The 17,801-nt window shown below is 66.5% G+C and carries 20 protein-coding genes; 11 read left to right on the top strand and 9 right to left on the bottom strand.

Annotated elements, in window-relative coordinates; all coding sequences use genetic code 11:
* Positions 1–31: 31 nt before the first annotated feature.
* Positions 32–766 carry a gamma-glutamyl-gamma-aminobutyrate hydrolase family protein gene (locus tag EMQ25_RS10350; protein WP_127188497.1) on the bottom strand — a complete coding sequence of 245 codons (735 nt, stop codon included), beginning with the start codon at positions 764–766 and terminating at the stop codon, positions 32–34.
* A 150-nt stretch (positions 767–916) separates the two neighbouring features.
* Between EMQ25_RS10350 and EMQ25_RS10345 the strand changes: the two genes are divergently transcribed.
* Positions 917–2,026: a mandelate racemase/muconate lactonizing enzyme family protein gene (locus EMQ25_RS10345; protein ID WP_127188496.1), complete on the top strand. Its 1,110-nt coding sequence runs from the start codon at positions 917–919 to the stop codon at positions 2,024–2,026.
* Positions 2,027–2,029: 3 nt separating this feature from the next.
* Here the strand turns inward: EMQ25_RS10345 and EMQ25_RS10340 are convergent, their stop codons facing one another.
* Entirely contained in the window at positions 2,030–2,494 is a 465-nt protein-coding gene (locus tag EMQ25_RS10340; protein ID WP_127188495.1) for an Hsp20/alpha crystallin family protein, read from the bottom strand.
* 371 nt (positions 2,495–2,865) lie between these two features.
* On the opposite strand from EMQ25_RS10340, the gene EMQ25_RS10335 reads away from it, so the two are divergent.
* The 4 genes from EMQ25_RS10335 to EMQ25_RS10320 all read left to right on the top strand — a co-directional run bounded on the left by EMQ25_RS10335 (position 2,866) and on the right by EMQ25_RS10320 (position 6,132).
* Positions 2,866–3,654, top strand: coding sequence for a Crp/Fnr family transcriptional regulator (locus EMQ25_RS10335; protein ID WP_244606552.1), 789 nt, complete (start codon positions 2,866–2,868; stop codon positions 3,652–3,654).
* Between the two features lie 128 nt (positions 3,655–3,782).
* Entirely contained in the window at positions 3,783–4,493 is a 711-nt protein-coding gene (locus tag EMQ25_RS10330) for a Crp/Fnr family transcriptional regulator (protein WP_244606551.1), read from the top strand.
* 17 nt (positions 4,494–4,510) lie between these two features.
* Positions 4,511–5,113: a DNA-3-methyladenine glycosylase gene (locus tag EMQ25_RS10325; RefSeq protein ID WP_127188494.1), complete on the top strand. Its 603-nt coding sequence runs from the start codon at positions 4,511–4,513 to the stop codon at positions 5,111–5,113.
* 62 nt (positions 5,114–5,175) lie between these two features.
* Entirely contained in the window at positions 5,176–6,132 is a 957-nt protein-coding gene (locus tag EMQ25_RS10320) for an MraY family glycosyltransferase (protein WP_127188493.1), read from the top strand.
* Here EMQ25_RS10320 and EMQ25_RS18050 read toward each other — a convergent pair.
* A complete protein-coding gene (locus EMQ25_RS18050; protein WP_158626034.1) occupies positions 6,126–6,290 on the bottom strand; it encodes a hypothetical protein in 165 nt (54 codons plus the stop codon). The two genes, EMQ25_RS10320 and EMQ25_RS18050, sit on opposite strands and share 7 nt — an antisense overlap.
* A 162-nt stretch (positions 6,291–6,452) precedes the next feature.
* On the opposite strand from EMQ25_RS18050, the gene EMQ25_RS10315 reads away from it, so the two are divergent.
* The 3 genes from EMQ25_RS10315 to EMQ25_RS10305 all read left to right on the top strand — a co-directional run bounded on the left by EMQ25_RS10315 (position 6,453) and on the right by EMQ25_RS10305 (position 8,864).
* Positions 6,453–7,307: an aminoglycoside phosphotransferase family protein gene (locus tag EMQ25_RS10315; RefSeq protein WP_127188492.1), complete on the top strand. Its 855-nt coding sequence runs from the start codon at positions 6,453–6,455 to the stop codon at positions 7,305–7,307.
* Positions 7,294–7,845 carry a CAP domain-containing protein gene (locus EMQ25_RS10310; protein WP_158626033.1) on the top strand — a complete coding sequence of 184 codons (552 nt, stop codon included), beginning with the start codon at positions 7,294–7,296 and terminating at the stop codon, positions 7,843–7,845. Before EMQ25_RS10315 ends, EMQ25_RS10310 begins: the two co-directional genes overlap by 14 nt.
* An 83-nt stretch (positions 7,846–7,928) precedes the next feature.
* Complete coding sequence (locus EMQ25_RS10305; RefSeq protein WP_127188490.1) at positions 7,929–8,864, top strand: AEC family transporter; 936 nt, start codon at positions 7,929–7,931, stop codon at positions 8,862–8,864.
* A gap of 6 nt (positions 8,865–8,870) precedes the next feature.
* On the opposite strand, the gene EMQ25_RS10300 is transcribed toward EMQ25_RS10305, so the two are convergent.
* The 3 genes from EMQ25_RS10300 to EMQ25_RS10290 are packed head-to-tail and all read right to left on the bottom strand — an operon-like array spanning position 8,871 to position 12,089.
* Positions 8,871–9,713 carry a transglutaminase family protein gene (locus EMQ25_RS10300; RefSeq protein ID WP_127188489.1) on the bottom strand — a complete coding sequence of 281 codons (843 nt, stop codon included), beginning with the start codon at positions 9,711–9,713 and terminating at the stop codon, positions 8,871–8,873.
* 7 nt (positions 9,714–9,720) lie between these two features.
* Positions 9,721–10,665 (bottom strand): alpha-E domain-containing protein, encoded by a 945-nt coding sequence (locus EMQ25_RS10295; protein WP_127188488.1) that lies wholly within the window; start codon positions 10,663–10,665, stop codon positions 9,721–9,723.
* A gap of 2 nt (positions 10,666–10,667) precedes the next feature.
* Positions 10,668–12,089, bottom strand: a complete 1,422-nt coding sequence (locus EMQ25_RS10290) for a circularly permuted type 2 ATP-grasp protein (protein WP_127188487.1) — start codon at positions 12,087–12,089, stop codon at positions 10,668–10,670.
* 191 nt (positions 12,090–12,280) lie between these two features.
* Here EMQ25_RS10290 and EMQ25_RS10285 point away from each other — a divergent pair, with 191 nt between their 5' ends.
* Positions 12,281–13,210 (top strand): 2-hydroxyacid dehydrogenase, encoded by a 930-nt coding sequence (locus tag EMQ25_RS10285; RefSeq protein WP_127188486.1) that lies wholly within the window; start codon positions 12,281–12,283, stop codon positions 13,208–13,210.
* Positions 13,211–13,273: 63 nt separating this feature from the next.
* On the opposite strand, the gene EMQ25_RS10280 is transcribed toward EMQ25_RS10285, so the two are convergent.
* From EMQ25_RS10280 to EMQ25_RS10270, 3 genes are read right to left on the bottom strand one after another with little or no spacing between them, the layout of a single operon-like run.
* Entirely contained in the window at positions 13,274–13,600 is a 327-nt protein-coding gene (locus tag EMQ25_RS10280) for a hypothetical protein (protein WP_127188485.1), read from the bottom strand.
* Positions 13,597–14,664 (bottom strand): AbrB family transcriptional regulator, encoded by a 1,068-nt coding sequence (locus EMQ25_RS10275; RefSeq protein WP_127188484.1) that lies wholly within the window; start codon positions 14,662–14,664, stop codon positions 13,597–13,599. Before EMQ25_RS10275 ends, EMQ25_RS10280 begins: the two co-directional genes overlap by 4 nt.
* An 11-nt stretch (positions 14,665–14,675) precedes the next feature.
* Positions 14,676–15,845, bottom strand: a complete 1,170-nt coding sequence (locus EMQ25_RS10270) for a M20 aminoacylase family protein (protein ID WP_127188483.1) — start codon at positions 15,843–15,845, stop codon at positions 14,676–14,678.
* Between the two features lie 213 nt (positions 15,846–16,058).
* Here EMQ25_RS10270 and EMQ25_RS10265 point away from each other — a divergent pair, with 213 nt between their 5' ends.
* Positions 16,059–16,817, top strand: a complete 759-nt coding sequence (locus EMQ25_RS10265) for an electron transfer flavoprotein subunit beta/FixA family protein (RefSeq protein WP_127188482.1) — start codon at positions 16,059–16,061, stop codon at positions 16,815–16,817.
* Positions 16,817–17,761: an electron transfer flavoprotein subunit alpha/FixB family protein gene (locus EMQ25_RS10260; protein WP_127188481.1), complete on the top strand. Its 945-nt coding sequence runs from the start codon at positions 16,817–16,819 to the stop codon at positions 17,759–17,761. Before EMQ25_RS10265 ends, EMQ25_RS10260 begins: the two co-directional genes overlap by 1 nt.
* The last annotated feature ends 40 nt before the right edge of the window (positions 17,762–17,801 follow it).

Here is a 17,801-nt window from a genome sequence, read left to right as displayed (position 1 = left end):
GGCCTAGCACGGGGCGGGGGCCGGGTCGACCTCAGCGCCGCGCCAGCCGGCCGACTTCCCTCCAGAAGGCCATGTCGTGCGGGCGCGTTTCGGGACGCCATTCGGGGTGCCACTGGACCGCCAGCACCGGCGTCGTCCCGCGGGGGCTTTCGACGGCTTCGATCACCCCGTCCTCTGCTGTCGCGCCGATGACGAGCCCATCCCCGAGCCGCTCGATCGTCTGGTAGTGGACGCTGTTGACCTGAAGCGGCGCCCCTCCGGCAAAGTCCGAGAGTTGTGATCCCTCCACCGGACTTGCCACATGGCCGTGACCGAACATTTCTTCAAGGCTCACTCCATCGGGCGCGTGATGAACGCCGTGTCCCTTCTCGCGCTGGTCGAAAAGGCTACCCCCGAGCGCGACGTTGATCTCCTGCAGGCCCCTGCAGATCCCGAAGACCGGCTTGCCCGCGGCGATCGCGGCCTTGACGAGCGCCGCCGACATGCCATCCCGCTCGGCATCATGAGGCGGGGCGCCCGCGCCCGCGCCGCCATATCTGTGGGGTTCGATGTTGGAGTTGCTGCCCGTCAGCAGCACCGCATCGAGCCGTCGCACGAGGATTTCGGCATCCTCGGGACGATCCGTGCTCGGGCAAAGCACGGGCACCGCCTCGGCAAACCGTATCACCGCATCGATGTAGCGTGCCTTGACGATCTGTGCCGGCTCCCCTTCGACGGGCCGGTTGCAGGCGATGATCCCGATCAGGGGGCGGTCCGTGGGCGACATGGCGGGGCAGGGCCTTCCTTCAATCAACTGGGCTGAGCTTGCCGCGCCCCGGCCTTATGCGCAATCACCTGCTCACTTCATATTGGACAATGCATGCAATATACGTTTTAACCGAACGACCTGATGGGTGAGGCAATAGGGAGGACGCATATGGCACGCATAGTTTCGGTCGAGATCCTGATGGCGGATCTGAAACCCAAGGTGAAGCGCACCGACGCGGTGCAGAGCTTCGAGAGCCAGGAAACGCCGATGGTCCGCATCACCGATGCCGACGGCGTCGTGGGCACCGGCTACAGCTACACCATCGGCACCGGCGGATCCTCCATCATCAAGCTCCTCGAGGATCACCTCGTCCCGGTCATTCTTGGCCGCGAAGCCGACGACATCGAGCAGATCTGGCGCGATCTCCTTTACCGCGTCCATGCGCTCACCGTCGGCGCGGTCAGCGCGCTCGCCATCGCCGCGATCGACACCGCGCTCTGGGATCTGCGCGGTCACCGCACCAGCCTGCCGCTCCACCGGCTGGCGGGCGGGGCGAAGTCCGCGATCAAGCTCTACAATACCGAACATGGCTGGCTGCATATCGACGAGGCCGAACTCGTCGAAGGCGCGCTCTGGGCCAAGGAACAGGGCTTTGGGGGCGCCAAGCTCAAGCTCGGCCGTCCCCATGCCGCCGAAGATGCCCGCCGCATCCGCGCCGTCCGCGAGGCGGTTGGCGAGGATTGGGACATCATGACCGATGCCAATCAGGGCTTCACTGTGGACGAGGCAATCCGCCGCGCCCGCCATTTCGAGCCCTTCGACATCGCCTGGTTCGAGGAGCCGATCCACGCCGACGATGTCGGCGCCCATCAGCGGCTCGCCCGTTCCACCTCGATCCCGATCGCGGTGGGGGAATCGATGTATTCGATCTCCCAGTTCAAGGACTATCTGCAGGCCGGCGCCTGCTCGATCGTCCAGACCGACGTCGCCCGGATCGGCGGCATCACCCCTTGGCTCAAGGTCGCGCACATGGCCGAGGCCTTCAACGTGCCGATCTGCCCGCATTTCCTCATGGAACTGCATCTGGGGCTCTGCTGCGCGGTCCCCAACAGCCGCTGGCTCGAGTACATCCCGCAGCTCGACCTCGTGACCCGTTCGGGCATCAGGATCGAGAACGGCCTCGCCTATCCCTCCGAAGCCCCGGGCCTCGGCATCGACTGGGATTTCGAGGCGCTCGAGCCCCACATCGTGGGCCGCAGCACGCAGAAGGCCGCCTGATCTTCAGGTAAGCTTTTCAACCACCGCAATCTGCACGCGTTCGCCCGGCCCGGGCGGGCGCGGCACGGTGATGGTGAGCACCCCGCGCGAGAGTTCGGCGCGCACGGCGTCCGGCTCGGGCGGGTCGGCGAAGTAGACCGCCTGCGAAAACGCGCCGAACTGCCTCTCGCCCTGATAGGGCGCGCCGACATTGGCCGACGGCGCCGTGGTGCGCTCGCCCCGGACCACCAGCAGCGCACCTGCGAGTTCGATCGTGATGGCCTCGGGCGCGAGCCCGGGCAGGTCGATCGCGATGCGTATCGCCCCGTTGCTATCCGTAATATCCATCGGAGGAGTCCAGCCGAAACTGGCTTCGCTGGCCCAGGCTCCGGCCGCGCGCATGGCGCTGGGCGGCCCCTGCCGGCGCCCGCCGCGCTGTCCGATCGCCATTGCCCGCGCCGATTGTCCGACGAGCTTCAGGCGTGCCATGTCATGAGCCTCCGGCACCGCTACGGTGCGGATTCGAACATACCCCGACCCCGCATTTACGATTTGATATCCATCAAGACGGAAGGTTGCCGAAGGCGTAACATGTCAGTGTGCCGAACGCGTCCCGGGGATCGCCGCGCGCATGCGCCGACAGAGGATGCGATGGTCACGCGGAGCGCGTAACATCATGTCTTTGAACCTGGTTCCGACACCGTCAGACCTGGCGCCCGAGCGGTGGTCCCGGTGGCGGCAGCGGTGGTCCCGGCGGCGGCCGCTGAACGTCGCGTCTAGTCTGACCCGTGCGGGCGACCGGAATTCCGGCCGCCCGCATCCGTCTGCAACCCCAACGGGCCTCGGCTGGTTGATCCGCAATGAACTTGCGATTACCCTTCGCAAATGTCGGCAAGACCACCATCAAACAGGCAGCTGAAGCGCCGCTGGAGGATCTGATCGAACAGTCCCTGCACTATGCGAACCGTCTCCTGAAGCTGATGACGGAGGAGGATGTGCACCTATTGCGTCCTCACCTCGAGCCGGTGATGCTCGAAACGCGCGAAGTGCTCGAGGCTGCCCACGAGCCTATCCGGCGGGTCTATTTCCCCGAGGATGGCCTCGTATCGGTCGTCGCCACCTTGCCGCGCGGGCGCGACATGGAGGTTGGCATCATCGGGCGCGACGGCATGACCGGCACCGCCTTCGTGCAGCACGATGATCGGAGCCCACACACCACCATCGTTCAGGCCCCTGGCGCAGCACTCGTCATGGAGCCTGCCGCTTTGCGCGACGCCATGGACCGCAGCCCGACCCTCACCGCGCTCCTCCATCGCTATGCCCGCGCCCTCACCATGCAGATCGCCTCGACCGCGCTTGCTAATGGCCGCTCGAAACTCGAGGAGCGGCTCGCGCGCTGGCTCGTCATGGTGCAGGATCGGCTCGACACTGATCGGTTTGCGATCACCCATGAGTTTCTCTCGGTCATGCTGGGTGTGCGTCGCCCGGGCGTGACGGTCGCCATGCACATCCTCGAGGGCAAGGGGCTCATCCGCTCGGTGCGCGGCGCGGTCCAGATCAAGGATAGGGACGGCCTGATCGAGTTGGCAGATGGAGCCTACGGCATGGCCGAGGGTGAATATCGGCGTCTTCTGGGCATTCGATCCTAGCCCGGAGGCCGCTCCGAACCGGACGGTACGCTTACGGACCTTGCGTTGCAGGGGGCGCGTGATCGGCTAATTTGCCGGCGCGGGCTGTCGCGCTGTGCGTTAAGTCATTGCCCGGTTTAGAGGAAACTATGAACGGTATTCGGCAGGATGGCTCGCGTAATGCATTGCTGAAGGCCATGACGCCGGCTGATTTTGCGCTGGTTGCCCCGCATCTTGAACGGGTCACGCTGGATTTGCGTCACGAGCTGGAACGGGCCAACGAGCCCGTGGAGTATGGGTATTTCTTTGAGGCGGGCCTGGCTTCGATTGTGGCCCACATGCAGGGCGGTCGCGATATCGAGGTCGGCATCGCCGGCCGCGACGGCATGACTGGCACGGCACTGCTGCTGGGAGCCGAAACCACCCCGCACGTTACGTTCATGCAGGTTGGCGGCTGGGGCTGGCGGGTCCCGGGCGCCATCCTGCGCGAATGTTTCGAGCAGAGCCGCACGCTGCGGGATCTTCTGCTGCGCTATGTGCACACCATGCTGCACCAGACCGCCTGCACCGCGCTCGCCAATGGCCACAGCAAGCTCGAGGAACGGCTCGCGCGCTGGCTCCTCATGACCCATGATCGCATGGATGGGGCGGAGGTGAGCCTCACCCACGAATTCCTTGCCGTCATGCTCGGGGTACGCCGGCCCGGCGTGACCGTCGCCATCCACATCCTGGAGGGCAAGGGGCTGATCCGGGCGCGGCGCGGGCAACTGGTCATTCTCGATCGCAGCGGGCTGGAGCGCCAGGCCAATGGCTCGTACGGTGCGGCAGAAGCCGAGTATCGCCGCCTGATTCCGACCTGATCGACCGATGGAGCACGATGCGCTCGCTTGACCGCGCCGATTTCGACGCTCCTGCCGAGCAGATCGCCCGCAGCCTCATCGGCGCGCTCCTCACCGTCGATGGGGTGGGTGGCCGCATCGTGGAGACCGAGGCCTATGACGCGGCAGACCCCGCGTCCCATAGTTTCCGCGGCCCCACGCCCCGCAACCGTGCCATGTTCGGCCCGCCCGGTCATGCCTATGTCTACCGTTCCTACGGCATTCACTGGTGCCTCAATGTCGTCTGTCATCCCGGCAGCGCAGTTTTGATCCGGGCGCTCGAGCCCCTCTGCGGCCTCGAGATCATGCGCAATCGGCGCGGGGAGATGCCCGACAGGCAGCTCTGCTCGGGCCCGGGCCGGCTTTGCGCGGCCCTCGGCGTCGACCGGAGCCACGATGCCGCCCCGCTCGATCGTCCACCCTTCGCAATCGGTATGCCCGACGAGACGTTCGAGAGCCTGAGCGGCCCCCGCATCGGCATCACCCGCGGAGTCGAAACGCCATGGCGCTTCGTCCTTTCGGGCTCGCCCTGGCTGAGCCGCCCCCATCGCCCCGCAAAGCCCGAACAAACCGGTTCACAGCCGAGTCAACACCGGTTCTAACTGCGCTGCGGACGCGCTAGATAAGACATGGCCCTCCCGCCGGCATCTCGAAGGGGTATGGCATGCTCGTCGCCGGTTTCGCCTTCAGCGCACTCGCCGCGATCGTTTCGTTCGTCGCGACCGCCCTCGTGCTCCGCCAGGCGCGCCAGTCCTCCACGATTGGCGCAGCCGGCTCGCCTCTGGCTGGCGGGCTCGGCATCGCGCTTGGCGGCGTTCTGGTCACGCTCTTTGTCGCCTATCACGCGCCCTGGCCTGCAGCGCTCGTGCTCCTCGTCTCGCTTTTTGCCGCCGGGTTCGGTTATCTCGCCGATCGCCGGGCGCTTGGCCGTCCCTGGCGCCTCGGCGTCACGGCGCTGCTCCTCGCGCTCCTCATCGGGCTCGGGATACCGCTATTTCTGCTTCGCACCGAAACGGGCATCGCCCTGCCTGCGCCGGTACTGCTCGGCATCGTCGTCATCGGCGCGCTCGGATGGATTTCGGCCTTCGCGCGGATGGACCGGATCGCCGGACTTGCAGCAAGCCAGGCCGCGCTCATGCTCTCGGCTGCTGCCGCGCTCGCCCTGTTTTCGGGCCGCGCCAGCCTCGATCAGCCGGGCCTTTGGTGGATGGTCGGGCTCGCCGCGGCGTCTGGCGGCTTCCTCGTCCTCGCCTGGCCGCCGGCGCGTCTCGCCATGGGCCGGCTCGGCACCTCCTATCTGGGGCTGATGCTGGTTTTCCTCGCGCTCAACGGCATCGTCCTGGGCTGGTTCGATCCCCAGCAGGCCCTTGTGCTCGGCGCAGTTCCGATCGCCCTCGCGACTGCCGATCTCCTGCCCGTCCAGCGGGCCGCCCCCGCCATCCTGCGCACAGACAAGCGGCGCATGACGGCGTGGTTCCTCGCCAGCCTTCTCGTGCTCCTGCCCCTGGCGGGCCTTGCCGGGCTTGGCGGACCCTGGACCTTCCTCGCGCCCGCCCTCGCTCTGCTCGCAACTCTTGCGCTCGCCCTCTGGATGGGCCGGCCGCCCGCTGCGCCTCAGTAGAGCGCGAGGACGAACGCGGCCGCCGCCCCGACGATCGCTGCGGAGGCAAACGCGCTGCCCAAAAGCATGGTCTGGATCCGCCGCAGCCGCAGCGCGATCAGTGCATCGATCCGTGCCCGCACCTGGGGTCTAACGCCGCCGATATCGATATTGGCCATCCGTCCCTCCTGCTTTGCGGCAAGAGTGCGGCGAACCCGGGTGGCGAACCAGCGGCATCCGCGAACAGGCTTAATTTAGTTCAAATGCCGTCATTTCCGGTATAACCGCTCTTCATCTCTTGCCGGTCGCACTTTGTGCACAGCTCTGCTTTAATCGCGCCCATGATGAATCGCTCCCCCGCCGAAACCGCCCTCAGCAAGGCCATGATCCGCTGGTCGCTGTCCAAGGCGACGCTGCTCGCGGAAACAGATACGAGCTGGATCTATCGCGTCGACCAGAATGGACGCAGCCCCGCGGTGCTCAAGCAGCTCAAGCCCGATGCCGATGAGAGCGAAGCGCGCGGCGCGGGCCTCATGGCCTGGTATGGCGGGGAGGGCGCCGCCACCGTGTTCGATGCCACCGACGGCATCATCTTCATGGAATGGCTCGACGGGGATACCCTCGGCGCACCCGCTCGCGCGGGCCGCGACGAGGAAGCGACCATCGCGCTTGCGCATGTGGTGAGCGAACTGCACCGCCCGCGCGCACTGCCCATGCCCGAAGATCTCCTTCCGGTCCGGGCGCGTTTCGAGGCGCTGTTCGGCTCCCGCCCCGGCGCCTGGCCCGCCATGAGCAAGGATCTCCTCGCGCGCGCCCTCGGCATCGCCCACCGTCTCTTCGACAAGCCCGCCCCGCAGATCCCGCTTCATGGCGATCTGCACCACGACACCATCCTCTCTTCCCCGCGCGGCTGGCTCGCGATCGATCCCATCGGGCTCGTCGGCGATCCGGTCTACGAACTGGCGCCAGTCTTCCTCAATCCCGCCGGGGACACCAAGCGCGTCACCGATCCGGCGCGCGTCAACGCGCTTGCCGACATTCTCTCTTCCCGACTTGGCCACAGCCGCAAGCGCATCCTCGCCTTTGCCGCCGCCCATACCGCGCTCACCGCCTGCTGGGATGTCGCGGCCGGTCGGCCGATCACCCTGCAGCTCACCATGCTCCCCAACCTGCTGGCCGCCCATGACCTTGCCTGATCCCGCCGCACCCATCGTGCCCGCAGCAACCAGCCTCTCGCGCCGCACCGTGCTGATGCTCGGGGGCGCCGCCCTCCTCGCCGCCTGCAGCCCCACAATGCCGCGGATCGAGACGCGGACCCCGCCCGGCCAGCTCAGCGTCGCGACCATGACGCAGACGATCAACGCCGTCCGGCGCGCCAATGGCGCCCCCGCGCTCGCCTACAATGCGCAGCTCGCCTCCGCCGCCCGCTTCCAGGCCGAACGCATGGCCTCGCGCGATACCCTTTCGCATGATCTGGGCACGACGCTCCGCCAGCGTGTCACCGAGGCGGGGTATCTGGGGGCCGTCGGCGAGAACGTCGCTGCCGGCCACAAGACGCTCGAGCACGCGATCGAGGGCTGGCTCAACTCCCCGAGCCACCGCTTCACGCTTTTGAGCCCCAACTTCGTCGAATTCGGGCTGGCGACCGCCAACACGGCCGAGGGTACGCGGTCGCGCTATGGCACCTTCTGGGCCCTCGTCATGGGCGGATCGTTCGACGCCTGGCGCGCCTGAGGCAGCCGCCCGAGCCCTGTTTCCTTGACGGGGCAGGCCGGCCATGCAAGGTCGATTGACCCTATCCTCGCCGGCCCAGCTTCATGTTCGATATCCTCAACGTCGTCGCGCCCGTCTTCGCCCTGATGGCGCTGGGCTATTTCGCCGTGCGCCACAAGCTCTATCCGGCTTCGGGCGTCGCCGGCCTCGTCGCTTTCGTCAACAATTTCGCCACGCCCTGCCTGCTCTTCAATGCGATGCTGACCGTCGATTTCGGCACCGCCTTCATGCCCGGCCTGATCCTCCCATTCTATTTCGGTGCGATCGTTTCGCTCGCCGTGGGCGCGATTATTGCCGTGCGCATCTTCAAGCGGCGCCCGGGCGAGGGGGTTTCGGCCGGCTTCTCGGCCATGTTCACCAATACCGTTCTGGTCGGCGTGCCGATCCTGCAGCGCGCCTATGGCGACGAGGCGATGCCGATCGTCTACTCGATCGTGGCGCTACACGCCCCGGTGCTGATTTCGCTTTCTATGGTCATCATGGAACTCGTGCGCCGGGATGGCACCTCGCTTGGCGGCACACTGCTGATTGCGACCAAGCGCGTGGTGATGAACCCGCTCCTCTGGGGTGTTGCCGCCGGTCTCGCCTTCAACGCGCTCGGCATCACGCTGATCGAGCCTGCCGAGGCGGTGGTTACCATGCTCGCCATGGCGGTGTTCCCGGCTGCCCTTTTCGGGCTCGGGGGCGCCCTCAACGCCTACAGGCTGGCCGACAACTGGACCCAGGCTCTTGCCATGTCCATCCTCAAGCTCATCGTCCAGCCTGCCATCGCCTGGGTGATCATGGTGCCGATGCTGGGTGTCGACCCCGATCTGGCGCGCTATGCGGTGCTGCTGGCCGCCATGCCCGCGGGCATCAACGTCTACGTCTTTGCGACCTACTACAATCGGGCGGTGGACGTCGCGACCAACACGATCCTGATCTCGACCGTCGCCTCGGTCGTGACCGTCCCGATCTGGCTCGCGCTCCTGAGCCTTTGACGGATTTCAGGCCGGCGTGACGGAAAGCGCCAGCACTTCGGGTGCGCCGGTGGCCGGCACGGTGCGGATCGGCGGGCAGGTTGCCGCATCGAGGCCCACCGCCACGCGCACATGCCGTTCGGCGGGGCAGAGCCCGAGCGCCGCATCAAAGCCGATCCAGCCCAGCGCATCGTCCCAGGCTTCCGCCCAGGCGTGAAAGACCGCCGGGCGATCGTCTTCGGCCGCGAGATAGCCGGTGACGAACCGTGCCGGAATGTCGAGCGCCCGCGCCGCCCCGATAAAGGCATGCGCGAAATCTTCCGCCTTGCCCTCCGGACGTGCAGGTGTGCCCATCGTCTGGCTCTGCGTCATCGTGCCCATGGTCTGGCTCTGGCTCGGCCCCTCGGCTTCCGGAGCGTCGTCCTCGGCAAGCCCGAAGCGGTAGAGTTCACCCACCCGCTCCATGATCTGGTGCAGCAGCGGGATCCGCGCCTGTCCCGATCGCTCTGCATGGCGGAACTTGCCATGTACGGTCACCGGCGAGCGGGTCAGCGCCGTCTGGCGCTTGTAGAGCGTCGGTACAGGTGCGCCATCGGGCTTGCCCACGACCCCATGGGTGTCGTGCGTCTCGACGCTGCCGGCCACCAGGACGCTGAGTTCGGGCTCGGGATGGGTCTGGCAGACGAGGTGGGCGACGTTCCCGTAAGCATCCTTGAAGCGGGCCGCTTCGGCGAAGCCCGGCATCTCTATGCTCCACGCGTCCACGGTCTGCGTCGTCCCGCTCTGCGGGGTCAAAAGCAGGTGCTCGATCGCCCGGGTCAGGTCCGGGCCTATGGCGACGCGCAGGTGATGGCGGATCTCGATCTTCATCCTGGCCCTAATAGAAATTGTAGCTGTCCGAGAGCGTCTCGGTCACGCGGTTGTTGCGGGCGATGAATTCGGTGAGGAATTCGTGCAGGCCATGCTGGAAGATCCGCTCCATGGTGTTCCCGACGAGCATGGCGGTCACCTCTTCGGCGGCCAGATGGCAGTCCTGCCGCGTGCCGTAGATCTCCGAGAGCCCATCGAGCGAGCGGTTGATGTGGATCATGCAGAACCGCAGCGAGCGCGGCATTTCGGGCCGCAGGATCAGATAGTCGGCGATGTTCGCGGCCTTGTAGCGGTCATGATAGACGTGCCGGTAACTGCGATGCGCGGATGCTGCGCGCAGGATCAGCGTCCATTGCTGGATGTCGACGTCCCCGCCCACCAGCGTCGCCCGGGGCAGGAGCACGTAATACTTCATGTCGAGGATGCGCGCGGTGTTGTCCGCCCGCTCCACATATCCCCCGATCGTGGAGAACATGTAGCCGTCCCCGCGCAGAACCGTGCCGGTCATTGCCCCGCGGAACTGGTTGGACACCTGCTTGACCCATTGCAGCACGTCCTGCAGGCGGGCGCCGGTGACATCCCTGGGCCTGATCTGCGAGAATTCGAGCCAGGCCGCATTGATCGTTTCCCACACATCGCGGGTCAGCGCGGTCCTGACCGAGCGCGCATTGGTGCGCGCTGCCAGAAGGCACGAGCGCACCGATGAGGGGTTCTCCTCGTCGAACAGCATGAAATGGCTGACCGTCGCGACGTCCGCCACCTCGTGCTTGGCGTTGAACGCCTCGTCCATTTCCGCCGCCTGCAGCATCGAGACGAGGTGCTCGCTCGCACCTCCCTCGCGCCGCGCCGTCAGCGACATGCGGTAGCCGACTTCCAGAAGCCGGGCCATGTTTTCGGCGCGCTCCACATAGCGCGACAGCCAGAAGAGATTGGCCGCAGTCCTGCCCAGCATCCTCATTCTTCGAGCACCCAGGTGTCCTTCGTGCCACCCCCCTGGCTCGAATTGACGACCAGCGAGCCTTTCTTGAGCGCCACCCGCGTTAGCCCGCCAGGCGTGATGCGGATCTTGTCGCCCACGAGCACATAGGGCCGCAGGTCCACATGGCGCGGTGCGATCCCGGCCTTCACGGAAGTGGGGCAGGTCGATAGGGCCAGCGTCGGCTGCACGATGTAATTGTCGGGGCGCGCGAGAATCCGGCGTTTGAATTCCTCGCGCATCGCCTTGGTCGAGGTCGGGCCGACCAGCATGCCGTAGCCGCCCGAGCCATGCACTTCCTTGACCACGAGCTCCTCGATATTGGCCAGCACGTAATTGCGCTGCTCCTCGTCTGTGCAATTGTAGGTCGGCACATTGTTGAGCAGCGGCTTTTCCCCGAGATAGAATTCGATGATCTCGGGAACGTAGGTGTAGACCGCCTTGTCATCGGCAATACCGGTGCCCGGCGCATTGACGAGCGTGACATTGCCCGCCCGATAGGCATCGAACAGCCCCGGTACCCCAAGGAGCGAATCCGGCCGGAAGGTGAGGGGATCGATGAAATCGTCGTCGATCCGGCGGTAGATGACGTCGACGCGCTCGGGGCCCGTGGTCGTGCGCATGTAGACCTTGCCGCCTTCAACGAAGAGATCGGGCCCCTCGCAGAGCTGGGCCCCCATCTGGTCGGCAAGAAAGGAATGCTCGAAATAGGCCGAATTGTAGATGCCGGGGGTGAGCACCGCGATCGTCGGGGCGCCCTGCCTGTTCTCGGGCGCAACGCTTTCGAGCGTGCGCCGCAAATTCTCCGCATAGGTCTCTACCGGCGCCACCTTGTGCCGCTGGAACAGGTCCGGCGCCAGGTGCAGCATCGCCTCGCGGTTCTCGAGCATGTACGAGACGCCCGATGGCGTGCGCACATTGTCCTCGAGCACGTAGAAATCGTTCGGGCCCACCCGCACGATGTCGACCCCGATGATGTGCGAATAAATGCCCTTGGCCGGATCCAGCCCCATCATTTCGGGGCAGAACGCGCTGTTCTGGAGAATCAGCGCTTCGGGCACCCGCCCTGCCTTCAGGATTTCCTGGCGATGATAGATGTCGTGCAGGAACGCATTCAGCGCACGCACGCGCTGCTCGATGCCCTTGGAGAGCCTGCGCCACTCGGCAGCCGAGATGATGCGCGGGATGATGTCGAACGGGATGAGCCGTTCCGTGGATTCGTTCGAGCCATAGACCGCAAAGGTGATCCCGAGCCGCCTGAACAGGCCCTCGGCATCGGCGGACATCAGTTTCAGTGCCTGGGCCGGCTGCTCCTTCAGCCAGGCATCCAGTTCGAGATAAGGGTCACGGACCGAACCGTCCGCATTGTACATTTCGTCGAAAGGGGCACTGTCGCTCATATACTCCTGCGCGGCGTTTGCGGCCGATCCCACTGCGTTGCCATTGCTGCACATTTGTGACGTGACGTCCAGTCGGCATCAGCGAACGCGCGAACGGGCCAGTTCGATCCGCGCTCTGGGCCCGGGCGTCGACAGGCCATCCCTGCGCCGCTATGAAGACCCATCCGTCCACTGCCGCGAGCGAGCGCCACATGACCATCGAGCTTCTACAGACCCACAAGCTTCTCGATAGCTGCGAGGCGGCGATCGCCGAGCGCTTCACCGTCCACAAGCTGCACGAGGCCGAGGACAAGGAAGCCCTGATCGCCCGCGTCGCGCCCAATGTGCGCGCCATCGCCGGCGGCAATGTCGATGCGGCGCTGATGGACAAGCTGCCCAAGCTCGAGATCATCGCCAATTTCGGCGTCGGCTATGATTCGATCGATGCCAAGGCCGCCAAGGCCCGCAACATCCGCGTCACCAACACCCCGGATGTCCTCAACGACGCCATGGCCGAGATCACCATCGGGCTGATGGTCGCGCTCGCGCGCCGCCTGCCGCAGGCCGATCGCTATGTCCGCGAGGGGCGCTGGCCGTCCGCCAATTTCCCGCTCCAGTCCGAACTCACCGGCAAGACCGTGGGCATTCTGGGGCTCGGGCGCATCGGCAAGGAAATCGCCATCCGCGCCCAGGCCATGAAGATGCGCGTCGTCTATTTCGGCCGCAACGAGCAGCCAAGCCAGCCCTACATCTACTACGACAACCTCGTCGAGATGGCACGCGACAGCGACTGGCTGGTCGTCATCGCGCCGGGCGGCAAGGGCACCGAGAAGATCGTTTCGCGCGAAGTGCTCGAGGCGCTGGGCGCGCGCGGCTACCTCGTCAACGTCGCCCGCGGCACGCTCGTCGATGAAGCCGCCATGCTCGAAATGCTCCAGAACGGCGGCCTCGCCGGCGCCGCGCTCGACGTCTTCGAAAAGGAGCCGCAGATGTCGGATGCGTTCTTTGCCCTCGAGAACGTCGTGCTTTCCCCCCATCAGGGCAGCGCCACCCACCAGACCCGCCAGGCCATGGGCGCGCTCGTCGTCGCCAATCTCGACGCCTGGGCCAATGGCGACCCGCTCCCCAGCGCCGTCGTCTGAACGCAAAAAAGGCCCGCGCCATAAGGAGCGGGCCTTCTCTTATCGTCTCGGGGCGCCTCGCCCTCAGAACACGCGGCGATAGGTCGAGGGGTCGTAGAACTCCATGCCATTGGTGCCGTCCGGATTGCGCACGAAGGCCTGCAGGCACCCGTTCCAGATTTCGACGCTCGTGGCGTTGACGCCGCGGCGCTGCAATTCGCGCTTGTACTGCTCGAGACGGTCGTTGTAGCGCTCCGCCGAGCGGTCGCGGAAGCCCGTGCCCACCCCGAACTCGACGCCCACCCCGAATCCGCCGGGGGAATTGGTGCAGAAGGGGGCCGCCTGCGCCGGGGCGGCGAGGCTCAGCGCGCCGAGCGCGATGGCGCCGGTCAGCAGCATTGTCTTGATCATTTTTCGCTCCGCATCGATAGGTCCAGCCTGCGCTCCTGCCGTCCGACCAGCCAGACGACAAGCGGGATGGCAAAGCTCAGCAACAGCAATCGCGTCACATGATGTGCCGCAATAAAGGCAGTATCATAGCCGAGCGCGATTCCGAGCGCACCCATGCCCTCGAGCGCGCCCGGTGCCAGCCCCAGCCAGATCTGCCCGAACGGCATGTCGACCAGAAGCGTCGAGGCCGCGGCGATGGCCGTCACGATCCCGACCGTCATCGCCGTTGCGATCAGCCCGCCTATGCTCGCCTGCCTGAACTCCGCATAGGTGATGCCGGCAAAGCGCGAGCCGATCAGCGCGCCCATCAGGATGAACGTCACCGTCAGCATCGGCTGGGGTAGGGACCCGTCGAAATTGCCGGTCAGCTTGGCGAGCGTCGCGGCGGCCATCGCGCCCAGAACATAGCCTGCGGGCACCTTGAGCCGCACGAAGATCCAGCCGGCAACGACGCAGGCCGCCGCCACTGCCGCGAGCCGCGGCAGCGCGACCATCGGCTCGGCCGCCGTCTCGAACCCTGCCCCCGAGGGCAGGAACAGCGCTCCGATCGGCACGCATACGGTCAGCATCATCACCCTGATGGTCTGGATGACCATGATCTGGCGCGAATTGCCGACCCCCGCCGAGGCGATGCCCATGATGAAGGAGAGATGGCCGGGAAAGGAACTGAGATAGGCCGTGCCGCTGTCGAGCCCGAACAGCCGCTTCAGCATGTAGCCGGTCGCCCAGACGATGATCACGAGCTCGATGATGAGCCCGGCCATGGTGACCGGCCATTGCGGGATCAGCGCCAGGCTGTCCCGCGCCACGCTCGCCCCCATCGAAAGCCCGACAAGGACGAACCCCACATCGCGCAGGCGCCGCGGCATCGCCACGGGCACCCCGATGAGGCTGGCAATGGTGACGCTGAGCGCCCCGCCCATAAGCAACCCCGCCGGCAGTCCCGCCGCTTCGGCAATGAGGCCGCCGCCGGCGGAGATCGCCAGCGTCAGGGCCATGCGCCAGAGGGTTTCGAAGGCCGACACCGCCCCGGCCCTCAGCGGACCGGCAGCCCCGTCTCCACGAGCCGGCAGAAATAGCTGACCCCGGCCGGAATGATCTCGTCGTTGAAATCATAGGTCTCGGTGTGCAGCTGCGCGCTGTCGCCATTGCCGAGGAAGATGTAGGCGCCGGGCCGGGCCTGCAGCATGTAGGCGAAATCCTCCCCGCCCATCGTGGCGTCGACCCCGATCTCGACCCGTTCGACGCCCGCGACGTCCCCCGCCACCTGCGCGGCGAATGCGGTCTGGTGCGGCGCGTTCACCGTCACCGGATAGCCGCGCCGATAGCTCACCTGCGCGGTTGCGCCAAACGCTGCGGCGATCTGCTCTGCGGTCTGGCGCAGCCGCGCTTCCACCTGGTCGCGCACCGCCTCGTCGAGCGTGCGCACGGTGCCCGAGAGCCGTGCCGTCCTTGCGATCACGTTGTGCGCCGAGCCGGCATTGAAGGTCGTGACCGAGACCACCGCCGAGCGCAGCGGGTCGACATTGCGCGAGACGATCGTCTGCAGCGCCGTGACGATCTGCGCGCCGACCACGATGGGGTCGACCGTGCGGTTGGGCATGGCGGCATGTCCGCCGACGCCCTCGATCTCGATGGCGAATTCGTCGGTCCCGGCCATCATCCCACCCTCGCGGATGGCGAACTGTCCCGCCGGTATCCCCGGCATGTTGTGCAATCCATAGACCTCGTCGATCCCGAACCGCTCCATGAGCCCGTCTTCCATCATCGTGCGCGCTCCGGCGCCGCCCTCTTCGGCGGGCTGGAAGATGACGATTGCGGTGCCTTCGAAATTGCGCGTCTCGGCGAGATAGCGCGCCGCGCCCAGCAGCATCGCCGTGTGCCCGTCATGGCCGCAGGCGTGCATCTTGCCGGGGTTGCGGCTGGCATAGGGGCGGCCGCTCTTTTCGGTGATCGGCAGCGCGTCCATGTCGGCCCTGAGCGCGATCACCTTGCCTGCCCCGCCATTGCGGCCGCGGATCACGCCGACCACGCCGGTGCGTCCGATGCCGGTCGCCACCTCGTCCACCCCGAAGCTCTGCAGCATCTCCGCGACTTTCCCCGCCGTCCGATGCACGTCGTAGAGCAGCTCGGGATTGGCGTGGAGATCGTGCCGCCACGCCGTGATGTCGGCGTGAAGGTCCGCGATGCGGTTGATAACGGGCATGCCGGGGTCCTGAAGGTGATCAGAGGTGATTTGGATGGGCCAGTGTCGCCCCCTGGTCGGCGCGCGTCAACTCGTTCCGCCCTTAGGCCCGGCCGGCATGGGGGCAGGGTTTTGCGTCCTTCGGGCAAGGTTTGGCCGATTTTGTTCCCGCCTCAACTTGTCGGGCGTCCGGGGATTTGCGATTGAGACGCCTCAACAAGCCTGGAGGCCGGCATGAAGATCCTCGTTGCCGTCAAGCGTGTCGTCGACCACACCGTGCGCATCCGCGTCCGCGCCGACGAGACCGGCGTCGATACCGCCAATGTGCGTTTTTCGATGAACCCGTTCTGCAAGCACGCAGTCGAGGCGGCGGTGGCCTTGGCCGAGGCCGGCCATTCGAGCGAGATCGTCGTGGTCAGCATCGGCCCCAGGCAGGCGACCGACGTGATCCTCACCGGCCTTGCCATGGGCGCCCATCGCGGGCTGCTGGTTGAGGCGCCCGAAACCCTCGAAACCCTGGCCATCGCGCGGCTTCTGGCGGCAATTGTCGCCGAGGAGGCGCCCGATCTGGTGCTGCTCGGCAAGCAGGCGGTCGACGATGATTCCAATCATGTGGGACAGATGCTTGCAGGGCTTCTCGACTGGCCGCAGGCCTGTTTCGCCTCTGCCATCGCGCGCACCGAAGAGGGGCTCGAGGTCACGCGCGAACGCGATTTCGGCCAGGATACGGTCGCGCTCGCCCTGCCGGCAGTGGTCACTGCCGATTTGCGGCTCAACACCCCGCGCAATACCGCGCTGCCCATGGTGATGAAGGCCCGCCAGAAGCCTCTTGAGACGCGCCCGGCCGAGAGCTACGGGCTCGATCTGGCGCCACGCCTCACCATCGAGAAGGTTACCGCTCCCCCAGAGCGTGCTGCCGGGCAGCGCGTGGCCGATGCCGATGCGCTTGCTGCAATCATCGTCCGCGAGCGGGCCGAACTGGAGCTCAATTGATGGCCATTCTCGTTGTTGCCGATCATGACCGGGGAATGCTCGCGCCCTCGACCGCGCGGGTGGTTTCGGCCGCTGCCGCCCTCGGCGCGCCCGTCGACGTGCTGGTTGCGGGGGAGGGGGCGGAGATCGTCGCGCGTGCTGCAGCGTCCCTTAATGGCATCGCGCGTGTGCGGCTCGCCGATGCGGCCGCGCTCCGGGCCCAGCCTGCCGAAACGCTGACGCCGCTTCTGCTGCGGCTGGCCGGGGACTACACGCACATCGTCCTCTCTGCCGGCGCAGTCGGACGGGACGTGGCGCCGCGCCTCGCGGCCAAGCTCGGCCTCATGCCGGTGACCGACATCATCGCCATCCTGGGGCCCGACCGCTTCGAGCGCCCGATCTATGCGGGCAACGCGATCCAGACCGTTCATGCCCCGCAGCCCTTCCAGGTCCTGACGGTGCGGGCCTCCGCGTTCCGTCCCGCCGGCAGCGCCGCTACTTCGGCGTCCGTCGAGCCGCTCGAGCCCGAAGGCCTGCCGGCGCTGGTGCGTCAGCTTTCCGAAGCCCGGACCGAAGGGGACCGGCCCGATCTCGCCACCGCCCGTATCGTGGTTGCCGGGGGCATTTCGGTCGGCTCTGCCGAGGGCTTCAAGATGATCGAGGCCCTGGCCCGCGCGCTCGGCGCGGCGGTCGGCGCTACCCGTGCCGCAGTCGATGCCGGCTATGCGCCCAATGACTGGCAGGTGGGCCAGACCGGCAAGATCGTAGCGCCCGACCTCTATATCGGCATCGGCATTTCGGGAGCCTTGCAGCACCTCGCCGGCATCCAGGGCGCGCGTCGCATCATCGCGATCAATACCGATCCCGAAGCCCCGCTGATGAAGCTTGCCGATTATGCGCTCGTGGGCGATCTCTTTGAAATCGTGCCTCTGCTGACGGCGCGGATCGAGGCAACGCAGGGCTAGACTTGGCCGATTGCAAAAGGGTTTTTTCCGCCTATAAAGG

The organism is Arsenicitalea aurantiaca (genome assembly GCF_003994485.1).
GTDB lineage: Bacteria > Pseudomonadota > Alphaproteobacteria > Rhizobiales > Devosiaceae > Arsenicitalea > Arsenicitalea aurantiaca.
Note: the sequence above shows the minus strand (reverse complement) of the source record. Positions and strands in the feature narration are given on the sequence as shown.

Bases quoted from the DNA above. Each gene is read 5' to 3' on its own strand.
- EMQ25_RS10350 (WP_127188497.1), bottom strand. From the start codon at position 766: ATGTCGCCCACGGACCGCCCCCTGATCGGGATCATCGCCTGCAACCGG.
- EMQ25_RS10345 (WP_127188496.1), top strand. From the start codon at position 917: ATGGCACGCATAGTTTCGGTCGAGATCCTGATGGCGGATCTGAAACCC.
- EMQ25_RS10340 (WP_127188495.1), bottom strand. From the start codon at position 2,494: ATGGCACGCCTGAAGCTCGTCGGACAATCGGCGCGGGCAATGGCGATC.
- EMQ25_RS10335 (WP_244606552.1), top strand. From the start codon at position 2,866: ATGAACTTGCGATTACCCTTCGCAAATGTCGGCAAGACCACCATCAAA.
- EMQ25_RS10330 (WP_244606551.1), top strand. From the start codon at position 3,783: ATGAACGGTATTCGGCAGGATGGCTCGCGTAATGCATTGCTGAAGGCC.
- EMQ25_RS10325 (WP_127188494.1), top strand. From the start codon at position 4,511: ATGCGCTCGCTTGACCGCGCCGATTTCGACGCTCCTGCCGAGCAGATC.
- EMQ25_RS10320 (WP_127188493.1), top strand. From the start codon at position 5,176: ATGCTCGTCGCCGGTTTCGCCTTCAGCGCACTCGCCGCGATCGTTTCG.
- EMQ25_RS18050 (WP_158626034.1), bottom strand. From the start codon at position 6,290: ATGGCCAATATCGATATCGGCGGCGTTAGACCCCAGGTGCGGGCACGG.
- EMQ25_RS10315 (WP_127188492.1), top strand. From the start codon at position 6,453: ATGATGAATCGCTCCCCCGCCGAAACCGCCCTCAGCAAGGCCATGATC.
- EMQ25_RS10310 (WP_158626033.1), top strand. From the start codon at position 7,294: ATGACCTTGCCTGATCCCGCCGCACCCATCGTGCCCGCAGCAACCAGC.
- EMQ25_RS10305 (WP_127188490.1), top strand. From the start codon at position 7,929: ATGTTCGATATCCTCAACGTCGTCGCGCCCGTCTTCGCCCTGATGGCG.
- EMQ25_RS10300 (WP_127188489.1), bottom strand. From the start codon at position 9,713: ATGAAGATCGAGATCCGCCATCACCTGCGCGTCGCCATAGGCCCGGAC.
- EMQ25_RS10295 (WP_127188488.1), bottom strand. From the start codon at position 10,665: ATGCTGGGCAGGACTGCGGCCAATCTCTTCTGGCTGTCGCGCTATGTG.
- EMQ25_RS10290 (WP_127188487.1), bottom strand. From the start codon at position 12,089: ATGAGCGACAGTGCCCCTTTCGACGAAATGTACAATGCGGACGGTTCG.
- EMQ25_RS10285 (WP_127188486.1), top strand. From the start codon at position 12,281: ATGACCATCGAGCTTCTACAGACCCACAAGCTTCTCGATAGCTGCGAG.
- EMQ25_RS10280 (WP_127188485.1), bottom strand. From the start codon at position 13,600: ATGATCAAGACAATGCTGCTGACCGGCGCCATCGCGCTCGGCGCGCTG.
- EMQ25_RS10270 (WP_127188483.1), bottom strand. From the start codon at position 15,845: ATGCCCGTTATCAACCGCATCGCGGACCTTCACGCCGACATCACGGCG.
- EMQ25_RS10265 (WP_127188482.1), top strand. From the start codon at position 16,059: ATGAAGATCCTCGTTGCCGTCAAGCGTGTCGTCGACCACACCGTGCGC.
- EMQ25_RS10260 (WP_127188481.1), top strand. From the start codon at position 16,817: ATGGCCATTCTCGTTGTTGCCGATCATGACCGGGGAATGCTCGCGCCC.